Raw genomic sequence first — 13,449 nt, 5'->3', positions numbered from 1 at the left:
GGCGATTACTCGAAACGCACGCGGGGGTCGGCCAGCGTGTACGAAATATCGGCGAAGATCAGGCCCACGATATAGAGCGCGGACCCCAGGAACACCATGGCGCGGACGATGGAGAAATCCTGCGCGTTGATGGCGTCGATGGTGTAGCTGCCCAGGCCGGGAATGCCGAAGAAGGACTCGGCGATCAGGCTGCCCATGAACAGCAGCGGAATGGCCGATACCGTGCCCGTGAGGATGGGCAGCATGGCGTTGCGCAGCACATGGCGAAACAGCACGACCGACTCGCTCAGGCCCTTGGCGCGGGCGGTGCGTACATAGTCCTTGCCGATTTCCTCGAGAAACAGCGTGCGGTAGAAGCGCGCCTCGGGCCCCAGCCGGGCGATGATCGCCACCACCACGGGCACCGCCAGGAACTTGACCATGTCCAGCCCGTCGGCGAAGCCGGAATACGGCGCCAGGCGCAGCAGCTTGGAGAACAGCCACTGGCCGGCGATGATGTAGAACAGGCTGGATATGGACAGCAGCACCACGCACAACACCACGCCCCAGAAGTCCAGCCGCGTGGCGCGGAAATACACCAGGGTCAGCGAGAACACCACGCTGGCGAACAGGCCCAGCACGAAGGTGGGCAGGGCCAGCGCCAGGCTGGGGCCCATGCGCGTGCGGATTTCGCGGCCGATGTCGCGCCCGCCGTCCGAAGCGCCGAAGTCCATCGCCAGCAAGGGCACCGAGCGCTGGTAGAACACCGTGTCGGTATAGCGCGCCGCGCCCTCGGCCCGGGTGTTGAGAAACAGCGGCTTGTCGTAGCCGCGTTCGGTCTTCCATTTCTCGATGGCGTCCTGGCTGACCCGCTGCCCGCCGATGGCCAGGCGCGCCATGTCGTCGGGCGTGTTGATCGCGAAGAACAGCACGAAGGTGAACAGGTTGACGCCGATCAGGATCAGCACGCCGTACAGCAGGCGGCGAATGACATAGCCGGTCATGGTTGTTGCTCCGGGGTGGAGGCGGCTGCGCGCGCGCCGTAGACGGTCTGGCGCTCGCGGCGCTTGAGCGCCCGGTAGGACGGCCAGATCACCAGCGCCAGCAGCAGCACCAGCACTCCCAATGGCCACCACAGCGGCCGGTTCCATTCGTCGATGCGCGCCACCCGGGTGGCCGGGTCTATCTTCATGAATTGCAGCGTATTGCGCACCATCTGGGTGGGCTTGGCGTTGCCCACCCATTGCTGGTAGGCGCCGCCCGACATGGGGAAATAGCCGAACATCCAGGGCGCGTCGCGCTGCACGATGGCCGTCATGCGGGCGATCAGGGCCTCTTTCTCGGGGCCGTCGTCAAGCAGCTTCATCTGCTCGAACAGGTGGTCGAACTCGGCGTTCGCGTAATTGGCCGCGTTCTCGCCGCCCGAGGAGGCCTTGGCGTTGGGCCCGTAGAGCAGGAACAGGAAGTTCTCGGCGTCGGGATAGTCGGCGTTCCAGCCCCACAGGAACAGCTGCGCGGTGCCGCGCCGCATCTTGTCCTGGAAGCGGTTGTAGTCGGTGGAGCGCACGTCCATCTGGATGCCCAGCTTGGCCAGCTGGCGGCGCATCCAGTCGAACATGGGACTGGCGCCCGCACCCGTCATGGCGTCGTAATACAGCACCAGCGGCGCGCCGGTCAGCGCGTTGCGCCCGTCGGGGTAGCCGGCCTCGGCCAGCAGGCGGCGCGCGGTATCGAGCGGCTTGCGCACCGGCTTGCCGTCGGCCAGGTCGTAGACGACGGGGTTGTAGCCCTCGGGCGGGGGCTTGTAGCCCAGCACGCCCGGCGGCACCGGTCCGTAGGCGACCTGGGCCTGGCTGTTCTCGAACACCGCCACGTATTCTTCCCAGTCGAAGGCGATGCTGATGGCCTGGCGCAGCTTGCGGTTGCGCTCCTGCTGCGCCGGCGTGTCGCCCTTTCCGACCACCGGATCGAGCCAGTTGAAACCCATGTACCAGTTGGAGGTTTCCACCGTGGTGGGCAGGCGTATGCCATGGTAGCGGTACAGCGCCGCCTTGTCGGGCGAGTCGCCGGCGGCCACCAGCATGGACACGCCGTACTCGCCGCGCTCGACCTGCGGCACGTCGTAGTAACCCTGCATGAACTTGCCGGTCAGCGGCACCGCCTCTTTCTCGACGCTGAACACCACCCGGTCGATGAACGGCGTGGGCTTGCCGCAATCGGCCAGCAGGCCGTCGGCGCGATCCTGCGGCTCGCCTTCGCACGGATAGGGCGCGCCGCGGAAATTGGGGTTGCGCGCCAGCACATGGCGCCAGTTCTGGCGCGACTCGACCAGCATGTAGGGGCCGGTGCCCACCGGCCAGGTATTGAGCGACAAGTCGTGCTCGGCCATGCCGGGCTGGCTGTAGAAGCGGTCGGCCTCCCAGGGCACGGGCGCGGTGAAGGTCATGGCCAGCCAGTACTTGAACTGCGGGTACTTGCCGATCACGCGGATGCGCAGGGTATGGGCGTCGAGCGCCTGCACGCCGGCAAAGCCGTCGGCCTCGCGCAGGTCCAGCCAGGGCAGCGTGCGCGCGCCGCCGGGCAGGTCGCGGCGCAGCGCCTGGTCGCGCGCCCGCAGGCGGTCGCCGTAGTCCTTCATGCCGACGATATGGTCGGCCATCAGGGAGTAGATGGGCGACACCACGCGCGGGCTGGCCAGCCGGCGCAGCGCGTAGACGTAGTCGTCGGCGACCAGCTCGCGGCTGCCGGTGGCGGGAAAATCGGGAATGTAGAACTTGTCGGCCAGCTCGTCCTCGGCCAGCGGGAAATACTGGTAGCCGCCGTCGGCGCGCCGGGCAAAGGCCGGATGGGGCTGGAACCGGATGCCGGGCCGCAGCCGGATGTCGTAGACGCTTTCGGCGATTTGCGCGCCCGGCGCATCGGCCGGCAGCTCGCGGCCCTGCGCATCGAGGTAGCGCGGCGCATCGATGGCGGCCGCGGCGCGCGGCACCAGCTCGTACGGGCGCTTCAGGTAATGGTAGCCGTACAGCGGTTCGTAGATGTTGTAGGTGTACGGCGTCTCGTCGGTCGAGTAGGAGCTGGCCGGATCCAGGTATTTGGGCGAACGCTTGACGAACGCGGTGTAGAGCGCATTGTCGGCCATCGCGCCGGCGGGGTACGGGCTGTTGATGGGGCTTTCGCGGGAGCAGCCCGCCATCGCGCCCAGCAACAGGAGCGCCGCGATACGCAGCAGCCTGGACATGCCTGTCATGTAACCATCCTATCTCGAATGCTCGCGCAAGGATAGCAAAGGCCGGCGAGCCGCCATACCCCGGGATGCCCGTATCGGAAGACGGATCGCGCCGGCTCAGCAGCTCCGCTGGCGCCAGCAGTCATAGCGCCACTTCCAGGGCTCGATCGCGCCGGACTGCGCCCACAGGCCGCGGCCGGCCTCGCGGGCCTGGCGCTGCAGGCCGGGCATGGCCGGATCGCGCAGGTAGTCGCCGCGCCGCGCCGTATAGGCCCAGGCATAGCCGGCCTCGACCTGGGCCCGGTTGGCCGACCGGCCGTCGGGCAGGATCAGGGCGCACACGTCGCGGTCGAACTGGTCGCGCTCGTAGCATTGCGCGGTCAGGGTCTTGCCGGCGACCAGGCCGGCCAGGTGCTGGCGCGAGGCCTGGGCGAACGGCTGGCCCGGCTGCTCGTTGCCGTGCCCTTCCTCGGGCGCGTCGATGCTGTCCATGCGGATGCGGCGCTGGCCGCCCGGCGCGCGTAGGGTCACGGTATCGCCATCGGCCACGTTGACGATGGGGCCGGTCAGGGCATAGCTGCCGGCGGGCACGCCGCCCGCGCCGGCCGCGGGCGTCTGGCGTGCCGGCGGCGCCTGGGGATGATCCTGCGGCCAGAGCCAGTTGGCCAGCGCGGCCAGGGCCGCCAGCAGCAGGGCCGAAAGCAGTCCGGCCAGGCCGCGGCGCCCGCCTCGCGGTTGGAGTTTGTTGCGCAGCATCGGTTCGTCGTCGTCGGAAGGTGGCGGCAGTGTGCCACAGCGCGCGCGCGTGCGGGCCGGCGCTACAGCCAGCCCGACTTGCGAAAGCGCCAGTAGAGAATGGAACACACGGTGCCGATGGCCAGCAGCGTGACCGGATAGCCCCAGGGCGCCTTCAGTTCGGGCATGTATTCGAAGTTCATGCCGTAAATGCCGGCCACGGCGGTGGGCACGGCCAGGATGGCGGCCCAGGACGCCAGCCGGCGCGTGGTGTCGTTCTGCTGGGCCTGCGCGATCATCTGGCTGGCCTCGAAGGCGAACGCCAGGGCCTCGCGCAGCGCATTGAGCAGCTCGTCGACCCGCAGCACGCGGTCGGCCACCTCGCCGAAATACGGCCGCGCATGCTCATCGATCTGCGACATCTCCACGCGCGCCAGGCGGCGGCAGATCTCGGCCAGGGGAGCGATGGCGGTATGGATGCGCAGCAGGTCGCGGCGCTGGCGGTACAGCTTGCGGATGTCGGCGTCCTTGGCGCCGCGGATCAGCAGCTTCTGCTCGGCGCTCTCGACCACGCTTTCGAGGCGTGCCGCCGCCGCCACGTAGCGGTCGACCAGCAGGTCCAGCAATTCCGAGGTCACGTAGCCGCTGCCGCGCTTGAGCAGGTCGGGCGTGGCCTCCAGCCGTTCGCGCAGGGTGCTGTGGGTGGCCGTGGCGCCGCGCCGCACCGTCACCAGCACGCCGTCGCCGACCAGGAACTGGGTTTCGCCGAACACCGGCCGGTCGCCCTCGATCTCGATTCAGGTAGGCGACCGAAGCCACCACGCCGCCATGCGGCGCGCCCGCGGCCTGAACGTTCTGGGTCATTGCACTGTCTCCCTGTGCGCATCCCGGGCCGGGATGCGCCTGGGCACCTATGATACCGTCGCGCGCCCGGCGCGGCCGCTACGAGAACAGCCCGCGCACCCGGCTGACCACGTCGATGCGCGGCGCGGCCGGCTCGATGGGGCGGGCGCGGTCGAACGGCAGCTCGGGCGGCTTGGGCAGGTGCTCGAACAGCGGCAGCATGGCCTCGGAAATGAAGCGGGTGCGCGAGCCGTAGACGTGGCGGTCGCCCAGCCCGGCCTGCTGGTGCACGTAGAAGCGCTGCGGCACCACCACCTGCAGCCGCTCGCGCGCGCGCGTCATCGCCACGTACAGCAGGCGCCGCTCTTCCTCGATCTCCTCGGCCGTGCCGGTGGCCATGTCCGAGGGCATGCAGCCGTCGACCGCGTTCAGGATGTAGACCGACTTCCACTCCTGGCCCTTGGCCGAGTGGATGGTGGACAGGATCATATAGTCTTCGTCGCGCAGCGGCGGACCGGACTCGTCGCTGGTCGCGTCGGGCGGGTCCAGCGTCAGCTCGGTGAGGAAGCGTTCGCGCGTCGGATAGCCGCCGGCCAGGCGGGCCAGCTGCTCCAGGTCGGCGCGGCGCACGCGCGCGTCGTCGAAGATGCGCTCCAGTTGCGGCCCGTACCATTGCAGCGCGGCATCCACGTCGGCGGGCCAGGGCCGGCGCGCCTCGCGCAGCGTCGCGTAGGTGGCGACGAATTCGCTCCACTGCTGGCGCGCCGCCGCGCCCGGCTGGAACTCGCGCATGGCCGCCAGCGGATCGGCCGCCTGCGCCATGGCGTCCATCAGCTTGCCGGCGGTGGCCGGGCCGATGCCGGGCACCAGCTGCGCCACCCGGAAACCGGCCAGCCGGGAGCGCGGGTTCTCGGCCCAGCGCAGCACGGACAGCATGTCCTTGACATGGGCGGCCTCGAGAAAGCGCAGGCCGCCGAATTTCACGAACGGGATGTTGCGCCGGGTCAGCTCCAGCTCCAGCGCGGCGCTGTGGCTGGAGGCGCGAAACAGCGCCGCCTGCGACTTGAGCGTGGCCCCGCCCTCGCGCTGCGCCAGCACCTGGTCGGCCACCCAGCGCGCCTGGCCGGCTTCGTCGCTGACGCTCACCAGCTCGGGGCGCTGCGACGAGGCACGATCGGTCCACAGCGCTTTGGCGTAGCGTTCGGCGGCCAGCCCGATGACCGCGTTGGACGCATCCAGGATGGGCTGGGTGGAGCGGTAATTGCGCTCCAGCGTGACCACCTTGGCGCCGCCGGGAAACTGCTGCGGGAAATCGAGGATGTTGCGCACGCTCGCGGCGCGGAACGAATAGATCGACTGCGCGTCGTCGCCCACCACGGTCAGGCCGCCGCCGTCGGGCTTCATGGCCAGCAGGATGGCGACCTGCAGGCGGTTGGTGTCCTGGTACTCGTCGACCAGGATATGGTCGAAGCGCGCGCCGACGTCGGCGGCCAGCCCCGCGTCGCGCATCATCTCGGCCCAGTACAGCAGCAGGTCGTCGTAATCGAGCACGTTCTGCTCCTGCTTGGCCAGCACATAGGCCTGGAACAGGCGCTTGAGCTCGGCCTCCCAGGCTTCGCACCACGGGAACGCCTGGCGCAGCACCTCGGCCAGCGGCGCCTGGCTGTTGACCACGCGCGAATAAATGGCCAGGCAGGTGCCCTTGAGCGGGAACCGGTTGTGGGTGGCCGACAGCCCCAGCTCGTGGCGCACGATGCCCATCAAGTCCTCGGCGTCGCCGCGATCGTGCACAGTGAAGGCCTCCGACAGGCCGATGCGCGGCGCGCAATCGCGCAGCAGCCGCGCGCCCACGCTGTGGAACGTGCCGGCCCACGGCAGCGCAGGCGCCGCGTGCCCGGCGCGCAGGCCCATCACGCGCTGCAGCACGCCGCCCACGCGCCGTTCCATTTCCTGCGCGGCGCGGCGCGAGAACGTCAACAGCAGCATGCGCTGCGGATCGGCGCCATGCAGGATCAGGTGCGCCACGCGGTGCGCCAGCGTGTTGGTCTTGCCCGACCCGGCCCCGGCGATCACCAGCAGCGCCTGGCTGGCCGGCGCATCGACCCCGTACGCGGCGGCCTCGCGCTGCGCGGGGTTCAGTTCGGCCAGGGGATCATCGGCGGGCGCGGGGGCGCGGGAAACAGGTTCAGACATGGAAACAGGCGAATTGGACGATACTGTATATTTATACAGAATTTCCAGCATTTCGCCCGAACGGCCGCTGCGCCCAGGCATGAACATCCTCATCGGCACCGCCTCCTGGACCGACCCCACCCTGCTGGCGTGCGGCCGGTTCTACCCTGCGGCCGCGCGCACGCCGCAGGCGCGCCTGCAGTACTACGCCACCCGATTCGGCATGGCCGAGATCGACGCCAGCTTCTACGCCCTGCCCGACCCGCACACGGCTTACCTGTGGGCGCAGCGCACGCCGCCGGGCTTTGTCTTCAATATCAAGGCGTTTCGCCTGTTCACGGGCCACCAGACGCCGCGCGCGGCGCTGCCGGCCGACCTGCGGCGCGAAGTGCCCGGCGAAGGCGATGCGGTGTTCGACGACCAGGTGCCGGGCGCGGTGCGCGACGAACTGTGGCGCCGCTACGTGCAGGCGCTGGAGCCGCTGCGCCAGGCCGGCAAGCTGGGCGCGGTGCATTGCCAGTTTGCGCCCTGGGTGCGGCGCGAGGCGCGCGGCGTGGCCCGCGTGCGCGACTGCGCGGCCCGCCTGCGCGATGCCGGCGGACTCGTCATGGCCGCGGAAATGCGCCACGCCAGCTGGTTCGACAGCGCGGCCGCCAGCAACTGGACCCTGGCGCTGGAACGCGAGCTGGAGCTGGTGCACACGGTGGTCGACAGCCCGCAAGGCTTTGCCAACAGCGTGCCGCCGGTCTGGGCGCGCACCCACCCCGAGCTGGCGCTGGTGCGCCTGCACGGCCGCAACGCCGGCGCCTGGAACAACCGCGCGGCGGCCTCGTCGAGCCGCTTCCAGTATGAATACTCGCCGCAGGAGCTCGCCGAGCTGGCCGAGCGCGTCAGGCGCCTGGCCGAGCGCGCGCGGCAGACGCACGCGGTGTTCAACACCAACTACGAGGACCAGGGCATGCGCAACGCGGCCGGGCTGGCGGCGGCGCTGGCGCCCTAGCTAGGCGCGGCTGCGCTGCGCCACTTCGGCCAGGCTGTCGAGCACCAGCTCGAACTTGCGCGCGATGTCGTTCTCCGGCACGCAGGCGTAGCCCAGCAGCAGGCCCTGGCGCGGCGTGGTGCCTTCGGCGTAGTAGCGCGACAGCGCGCGTGAGCACGCCGCGCGCATGGGCGGCCTGCATCACCTGCTTGTCGTCCAGCCCCGGCGGGAAGTCCAGCACCAGGTGCAGGCCCGCGTCGCTCGAATCCGGATGCAGCCACTGGGCGCCCAGGCGCCGCTCGATCAGGTTGACCAGGATGGCGCGGCGCCGGCCGTACAGCATGCGCATGCGGCGGATATGAGCGGCGTAATGGCCCTCGGCGATGAAGCTGGCCAGCACCGCGTGCGTGACCAGGTGGCCTTCGCGGTACAGCTCGGCGTGCGCGGCCTGGAATGCGCCGGCCAGCGCCTTGGGCAGCACCAGGTAGCCCACCCGCAGGCCCGGGTACAGCGTCTTGCTGAACGTACCCAGGTAGATCACCGGCGCGTCCGGCTCCAGTCCTTGCAGCGAGGAAATCGGCCGGCCCGAGAAGCGGAACTCGCTGTCGTAGTCGTCCTCGATGATCCAGCTGCCCCAGCTGCGCGCCAGCGCCAGCGCCAGCAGTTGCCGGCGCCGCGCCAGCGACATCACCGAGCCCAGCGGGTACTGGTGCGACGGCGTCACGAAAATGAAACGCGGCGGCTGCGCCACCGGCTCGGCCGGCAGTTGCATGCCCTCTTCGTCGACCAGCAGCGGCTCGATGCGGATGCCGTTGGCGATCAGCACGCTGCGCGCGCCCCAGTAGCCCGGGTTCTCGATCCAGGCCAGGTCGCCATGGCCGCCCAGGATGCGGGTGGCCAGGTCGATGGCCTGGTGCGAGCCCTCGGTGATGATGATCTGCTCGGGATCGCAGTCGATCGAGCGGGTCAGGGCCAGGTGCTGGGCCAGCGCCTCGCGCAGCGCCGGCAGGCCGCCGCCGTAGGCATAGGTCAGCATCTCCGGGTGGGGATTGCGCCACAGCGTGCTGAACAGCCGGCCGAACTTCTGGTGCGGGAACTCGGTAAGATCGGGCACGCCCGGCATGAAGGCGCCCCACTGGTACGGCGAGGCCGACACCTGGTCGACGATGCGCGCGCCGCGCTCGGACAGCGTGGGGCGAACCGCCGCGATGGCCGGGCGGCGCGCGTGGCGGCCGCTGGCCAGGTAGGCGTCAGGCAGCGACGCGGTGACGAAGGTGCCGTTGCCCTGGCGGCTGTGCGTGTAGCCCTCGGCCTGCAGCTGGCTGTAGACGTGCACCACGGTGTTGCGCGCGATGCCCAGCTCGGCCGCCAGGTCGCGCGTGGCGGGCAGGCGCGTGTCGGCCGCGATGGCGCCATCGAGGATGGCCTCGCGGATGGCGCGGTAGAGACGCTGGTTCATCGGGCCCTCGGCCACGTCCCCCAGGCGCAGGAGCAACAAATCGCCGACAATGGACCTCAATTGGTTCTACCTGTTTTGTAAAAGTGGTTCCCCTGAATGGGGCCATCTTAGCATTAAATAGAAGCTGGACGGCGTCCCATGGCGGCCGCCACATTGCGCCGTGCATACGGCATTCCATTTGCCTATCGAGCCTGAGATGAAAAACCGAGATCTGAATACGCGTCGTACGCTGGCCACCCCGCGCGGCGTCGGCGTGATGTGTGACTTTTACGCCGTGCGGGCGGAAAACTCGACCCTGTGGGATGCCGAGGGCAAGGAGTACATCGACTTCGCCGGCGGCATCGCGGTGCTGAACACCGGCCATCGCCATCCCAAGGTCAAAGCCGCCATCGCCGCCCAGCTGGACAACTTCACCCACACCGCCTACCAGATCGTGCCGTACGAAGGCTACGTGTCGCTGGCCGAGCGCATCAACGCCGTGGCCCCGATCGAAGGCCTGAAGAAGACCGCCTTCTTCACCACCGGCGTCGAGGCGGTGGAAAACGCCGTCAAGATCGCCCGCGCCTACACCGGCCGCTCGGGCGTGGTGGCGTTCTCGGGCGCGTTCCATGGCCGCACCATGATGGGCATGGCCCTGACCGGCAAGGTCGCGCCCTACAAGCTGGCGTTCGGCCCGATGCCCGGCGACGTGTTCCACGTACCGTTCCCCAACGCCACGCAGGCCATCAGCGTGGCCGACTCGCTCAAGGCCCTGGACCTGCTGTTCAAGGTCGACATCGATCCCAAGCGCGTGGCCGCCATCATCATCGAGCCGGTGCAAGGCGAAGGCGGCTTCAACGTCACGCCGCCCGAACTGATGCAGGCGCTGCGCAAGGTGTGCGACGAGCACGGCATCCTGCTGATCGCCGACGAAGTGCAGACCGGCTTCGCGCGCACCGGCAAGCTGTTCGCCATGCAGCACCATTCGGTGCAGGCCGACCTGATCACCATGGCCAAGAGCCTGGGCGGCGGCATGCCGATCTCGGGCGTGGTGGGCCGCGCCGAAGTCATGGACGGCCCGGCCGCCGGCGGCCTGGGCGGCACCTACGCCGGCAACCCGCTGGCCGTGGCCGCCGCGCACGCGGTGCTGGACGTGATCGCCGAGGAAAAACTGTGCGAGCGCGCCGCCGAACTGGGCAAGCGCCTGATGGACCGCCTGGAAGGCCTGCGCGCCAAGTGCCCGGCCATCGCCGACGTGCGCGGCCTGGGTTCGATGGTCGCGCTGGAGCTGAACGACCCGGCCACCGGCAAGCCCGACGCCGAGGCGGTCAAGCGCATCCAGCAGCAAGCCATCGAGCGCGGCCTGATTTTGCTAAGCTGCGGTGTGTACGGAAACGTTCTGCGTTTCCTGTATCCCCTGACCATCCCCGATGACCAGTTCGCTCGCGCGCTGGACATCCTGGCCGAAATCATCGCCGCCTGATTGTTTGGATCGTTCGACGCGGGATGGGGGCGCCCCCATGGGCGCCCCCATCCCGCGTCTGTATTGAGGAGGATTTTTCATGACGCAGTTGACCCAACCCCTGAGCCGCGCCGAACTGCTGCGCGACGCCTGCTACATCGACGGCAAGTGGGTAGGCGCCGGCAACGGCCCGTCCATCCCGGTCGATAACCCGTCCACCGGCAAGACCATCATCTCGGTGCCCAAGCTGGGCCGCAAGGAAGCCGAGCAGGCCATCGACGCCGCCGAGGCCGCCCTGCCCGCCTGGAGCGCCAGGACCGGCAAGGAGCGCGCCGCGATCCTGCTGAAGTGGGCCCAGCTGATGATGGAGAACCAGCAGGACCTGGCCGTCATCATGACGTCCGAGCAAGGCAAGCCCGTGCCCGAGGCCGCCGGCGAGATCGCCTACGCCGCGTCCTTCCTGGAGTGGTTCGCCGAAGAAGCCAAGCGCATCGACGGCGACATCCTGCAAAGCCCCAAGGGCGGCCAGCGCCTGATGGTGCTCAAGCAGCCCATCGGCGTGACCGCCGCCATCACGCCGTGGAACTTCCCGGCCGCCATGATCACCCGCAAGGTCGGCCCGGCCCTGGCCGCCGGCTGCACCATGGTGGTCAAGCCGGCCCAGCAGACGCCGCTGACCGCGCTCGCGCTGGCCGTGCTGGCCGTGCTGGCCGGCGTGCCGGCCGGCGTGTTCCAGGTCGTGACCGGCAGCTCGCGTGAAATCGGCGCGGCCCTGTGCGAAAGCGAAGTGGTGCGCAAGCTGAGCTTCACCGGCTCGACCGAAGTCGGCCGCACGCTCATGGAGCAATGCGCGCCCACCATCAAGAAACTGTCGCTGGAACTGGGCGGCAACGCGCCGTTCATCGTGTTCGACGACGCCGACCTGGATCGCGCCATCGACGGCATTCTGGCCTCCAAGTACCGCAACGCCGGCCAGACCTGCGTATGCGCCAACCGCATCTACGTGCAGGCCGGCGTCTACGAGGAAGTGGCCAAGCGCCTGGTCGAGAAGGTCAACGCCATGAAGGTGGGCGACGGCTTCGAACAGGGCGTCACCCAGGGCCCGCTGATCGACACCGCCGCCGTGGCCAAGGTGCAGGAACACATCGCCGACGCCACCGCGCACGGCGCCAAGGTCATCGCCGGCGGCGAGCCGCATGCGCTGGGCGGCAGCTTCTTCCAGCCCACGGTGGTGCGCGACGTCACGCAGTCGATGCGCTTTGCCGTCGAGGAAACCTTCGGCCCGGTCGCCCCGCTGTTCAAGTTCGACAGCGAAGACGAAGTCATCGGCATGGCCAACAACACCATCTTCGGCCTGGCCGCCTACTTCTACACGCGCGACTACGCCCGGATCTGGCGCGTCTCCGAAGCGCTGGAATACGGCATCGTCGGCATCAACACCGGCATCATCTCCAATGAAGTCGGCCCGTTCGGCGGCGTCAAGCAATCCGGCCTGGGCCGCGAAGGCTCGAAGTACGGGATCGAGGACTACCTCGAGCTGAAATACCTCTGCGTGGACCTGGGCGCCTGAGTCCAGCCCGCGGGCAAGCAAGGCCGGCGCCTTCGGGCGCCGGCCTTTTTTTCGCCTTGCCGCGCCCGCCCTCATCCAGACGCCGCACACCCAGGCGCCAAGCCCCGGCCATTTTTGTCATAGGCCGGCGCGCCGGCCCATGCTAGATTTGCGGGTCGTACATTGTTCCCCCATTCCATGAACCGGACATTCTCGCGCGACGAAACGCGCCGCATCGCCGCCCTGCTTGCCGAAGCCGCCCGTTCCGAAGTCCTGCCGCGCTTTCGCCACCTGACCGAGGACGCGGTGCGCGGCAAGAGTTCGCCGCGCGATCTGGTCACCATCGCCGACGAAGAGGCCGAGCGCCATATCGCCGCGCGCCTGGGCAAGCTGTATCCGGGCGCGGTGCTGATCGGCGAGGAAGCCTCGGCGCGCAACCCGGCGCTGCTCAACATGCTGGTCGATGCCGACCTGGCCTTTCTCATCGACCCCATCGACGGCACCCGCAACTACGTGGCCGGCCTGCCCTTGTTCGGCATGATGGTCGCCGTGTGCCATCGCGGCGACGTGCTGGCCGGCGTGATCTACGACCCCATCGGCCACGACGCGGCGCTGGCCGTGCGCGGCGAAGGCGCCTGGATCAACTACGAGGACGGCACGCAACAGGCGTTGCACGTAGCCGGCGCGGCCCCGGCCAATGAGATGGACGGCATGATCTCCACCTCCAACCTGCCCGACGGCCTGCGCGAACAGGTCACCGCCAACCAGGCGCGCCTGGCCGCCTCGGGCCATTGCCATGTGCTGCTCTACAACAAGCTGACGCCCTGGGACCACGCCGCGGGCTGGCTGCTGCACCGCGAAGCCGGCGGCTACAGCGCGCACTTCGACGGCTCGCCGTACAAGCCCACCCACCGCTCCGGCGGCCTGCTGTACGCGCCCGACGGCGGCACCTGGCACGCCGCCCACCAGGCGCTGCTGGGCGACGCGGTGCCGCTGGCGGTGTAACCCGCCGCCAAGGCGCCCGGGGAACGACACCTGCGGCAAGGGTGCCTGTCCCCGCAGG

Annotated in this window: 9 protein-coding genes and 1 pseudogene; 4 read left to right on the top strand and 6 right to left on the bottom strand. The window is 69.3% G+C overall.

What is annotated here, in order from left to right; genetic code table 11:
• Positions 1–5: 5 nt before the first annotated feature.
• The 5 genes and pseudogenes from BN118_RS05115 to BN118_RS05095 form a co-directional block, all read right to left on the bottom strand.
• Positions 6–983 (bottom strand): ABC transporter permease, encoded by a 978-nt coding sequence (locus BN118_RS05115; protein WP_010930675.1) that lies wholly within the window; start codon positions 981–983, stop codon positions 6–8.
• Positions 980–3,229 carry an ABC transporter substrate-binding protein gene (locus tag BN118_RS05110; RefSeq protein ID WP_010930674.1) on the bottom strand — a complete coding sequence of 750 codons (2,250 nt, stop codon included), beginning with the start codon at positions 3,227–3,229 and terminating at the stop codon, positions 980–982. Before BN118_RS05110 ends, BN118_RS05115 begins: the two co-directional genes overlap by 4 nt.
• Positions 3,230–3,325: 96 nt before the next feature.
• Positions 3,326–3,964, bottom strand: a complete 639-nt coding sequence (locus BN118_RS05105) for a thermonuclease family protein (protein ID WP_014905589.1) — start codon at positions 3,962–3,964, stop codon at positions 3,326–3,328.
• Positions 3,965–4,026: 62 nt separating this feature from the next.
• Positions 4,027–4,740, bottom strand: a pseudogene (locus tag BN118_RS05100) (magnesium and cobalt transport protein CorA); the annotation flags it as partial.
• 145 nt (positions 4,741–4,885) lie between these two features.
• Positions 4,886–6,979: an ATP-dependent helicase gene (locus BN118_RS05095; protein WP_014905588.1), complete on the bottom strand. Its 2,094-nt coding sequence runs from the start codon at positions 6,977–6,979 to the stop codon at positions 4,886–4,888.
• Here BN118_RS05095 and BN118_RS05090 point away from each other — a divergent pair.
• On the top strand, positions 6,978–7,958 hold the full coding sequence (locus tag BN118_RS05090; protein ID WP_076879553.1) for a DUF72 domain-containing protein: 981 nt from the start codon (positions 6,978–6,980) through the stop codon (positions 7,956–7,958). The genes BN118_RS05095 and BN118_RS05090 overlap by 2 nt on opposite strands.
• Here BN118_RS05090 and pdxR read toward each other — a convergent pair.
• Positions 7,891–9,396: a MocR-like pyridoxine biosynthesis transcription factor PdxR gene (gene pdxR, locus BN118_RS05085; protein ID WP_439951427.1), complete on the bottom strand. Its 1,506-nt coding sequence runs from the start codon at positions 9,394–9,396 to the stop codon at positions 7,891–7,893. The genes BN118_RS05090 and pdxR overlap by 68 nt on opposite strands.
• A 196-nt stretch (positions 9,397–9,592) precedes the next feature.
• Here pdxR and BN118_RS05080 point away from each other — a divergent pair, with 196 nt between their 5' ends.
• The 3 genes from BN118_RS05080 to BN118_RS05070 all read left to right on the top strand — a co-directional run bounded on the left by BN118_RS05080 (position 9,593) and on the right by BN118_RS05070 (position 13,391).
• The gene (locus tag BN118_RS05080; protein ID WP_003820194.1) at positions 9,593–10,858 is read left to right on the top strand and encodes a 4-aminobutyrate--2-oxoglutarate transaminase; all 1,266 of its coding nucleotides are present in this window, start codon (positions 9,593–9,595) and stop codon (positions 10,856–10,858) included.
• A gap of 79 nt (positions 10,859–10,937) precedes the next feature.
• A complete protein-coding gene (locus BN118_RS05075; RefSeq protein ID WP_010930669.1) occupies positions 10,938–12,407 on the top strand; it encodes an NAD-dependent succinate-semialdehyde dehydrogenase in 1,470 nt (489 codons plus the stop codon).
• Positions 12,408–12,584: 177 nt separating this feature from the next.
• Complete coding sequence (locus BN118_RS05070; protein ID WP_014905587.1) at positions 12,585–13,391, top strand: inositol monophosphatase family protein; 807 nt, start codon at positions 12,585–12,587, stop codon at positions 13,389–13,391.
• The last annotated feature ends 58 nt before the right edge of the window (positions 13,392–13,449 follow it).

This window comes from Bordetella pertussis 18323 (assembly GCF_000306945.1).
GTDB lineage: Bacteria > Pseudomonadota > Gammaproteobacteria > Burkholderiales > Burkholderiaceae_B > Bordetella > Bordetella pertussis.
The sequence above is the reverse complement of the archived record's forward strand: the minus strand, read 5'-3'. Positions and strand labels throughout refer to the sequence as shown.

Bases quoted from the DNA above. Each gene is read 5' to 3' on its own strand.
- BN118_RS05115 (WP_010930675.1), bottom strand. From the start codon at position 983: ATGACCGGCTATGTCATTCGCCGCCTGCTGTACGGCGTGCTGATCCTG.
- BN118_RS05110 (WP_010930674.1), bottom strand. From the start codon at position 3,229: ATGACAGGCATGTCCAGGCTGCTGCGTATCGCGGCGCTCCTGTTGCTG.
- BN118_RS05105 (WP_014905589.1), bottom strand. From the start codon at position 3,964: ATGCTGCGCAACAAACTCCAACCGCGAGGCGGGCGCCGCGGCCTGGCC.
- BN118_RS05090 (WP_076879553.1), top strand. From the start codon at position 6,978: ATGGAAACAGGCGAATTGGACGATACTGTATATTTATACAGAATTTCC.
- BN118_RS05095 (WP_014905588.1), bottom strand. From the start codon at position 6,979: ATGTCTGAACCTGTTTCCCGCGCCCCCGCGCCCGCCGATGATCCCCTG.
- pdxR (WP_439951427.1), bottom strand. From the start codon at position 9,396: ATGAACCAGCGTCTCTACCGCGCCATCCGCGAGGCCATCCTCGATGGC.
- BN118_RS05080 (WP_003820194.1), top strand. From the start codon at position 9,593: ATGAAAAACCGAGATCTGAATACGCGTCGTACGCTGGCCACCCCGCGC.
- BN118_RS05075 (WP_010930669.1), top strand. From the start codon at position 10,938: ATGACGCAGTTGACCCAACCCCTGAGCCGCGCCGAACTGCTGCGCGAC.
- BN118_RS05070 (WP_014905587.1), top strand. From the start codon at position 12,585: ATGAACCGGACATTCTCGCGCGACGAAACGCGCCGCATCGCCGCCCTG.